Genomic DNA, 794 nt, shown 5'->3' with positions numbered 1-794 from the left:
GGCGGGGGCCGCGAGGGAGGCGAGGACTGTCATGACACGTACTCCTTGAGTGGAGGTTCAGTGGTGGTGCTGATGCGACTAGAAAAAGATTCGATCTAGAAGGTATTTTCTGAGAGGCCGTCATGAAAGACATGGAGGACCACGACAGCGGAAGGGAGGCGGACGCCCGGTGAGGCAACAGGACAGGGCCCGCATGACCTATGACCTGGTGCTCGGTGCGGCAGCCGCCGAGTTCGCCCTGCACGGATTCGCGGGGACGAACCTGGCCGACATCACGGCCCGCACCGGACTGACCAAGGGAGCCCTCTACGGACACTTCTCCTCGAAAGCGGACCTCGCCGGCGAACTGACCCGCTCCTTCGAGGCGGCCTGGGCCGACGCCCTCGCCACCGCCGCCGACGAGGCGGAGGAGAGCGGCGCGGCCCTGCCCGTCCTGCGGAGACTGCTCCTGGACCTCGCCCGCCGGGTGTCCGAGGACGTGCCCTTCGCCGCCGGACTGCGCCTGGTCATGGACGCCGCCCGCGCGGAGGAAACCGTGCCCGTGCACCTCGACAGGCTCTGCGGTGTCGTGGCACTCCTGATCCACAAGGGCCAGGAGGAGGGCTCGTTCCGCACCGCCCACCCGGCCGAGCCGCTGGCCCGGCTCGTCGTGGCCCTCCTGGTCGGCGCCCCCGCCGTGGTGACGGCGGCGGACGGGACCGGTCCCGCCGAGCTGGTGAGCGAGGTGTGGGACGTTTTGGAGCCCGCGTTGTCGGTCGCCGGCGGCGGCGACTGACGGGGAGAGGCCGGGGCGG

At 70.4% G+C, this 794-nt stretch carries 1 protein-coding gene; it reads left to right on the top strand.

Annotated features, from left to right (window positions below):
• Positions 1-193: 193 nt before the first annotated feature.
• Positions 194-775 carry a TetR/AcrR family transcriptional regulator gene (locus CCN56_RS40895; protein ID WP_086832570.1) on the top strand — a complete coding sequence of 194 codons (582 nt, stop codon included), beginning with the start codon at positions 194-196 and terminating at the stop codon, positions 773-775.
• The last annotated feature ends 19 nt before the right edge of the window (positions 776-794 follow it).

The organism is Streptomyces sp. NRRL B-24572, from assembly GCF_002156145.1.
In the GTDB taxonomy this organism is placed as follows: domain Bacteria; phylum Actinomycetota; class Actinomycetes; order Streptomycetales; family Streptomycetaceae; genus Streptomyces; species Streptomyces vietnamensis.
The sequence above is the reverse complement of the archived record's forward strand: the minus strand, read 5'-3'. Positions and strand labels throughout refer to the sequence as shown.

What these genes read in the sequence shown, in the direction of transcription:
- CCN56_RS40895 (WP_086832570.1), top strand. Translation starts at nt 194, where the DNA reads ATGACCTATGACCTGGTGCTCGGTGCGGCAGCCGCCGAGTTCGCCCTG.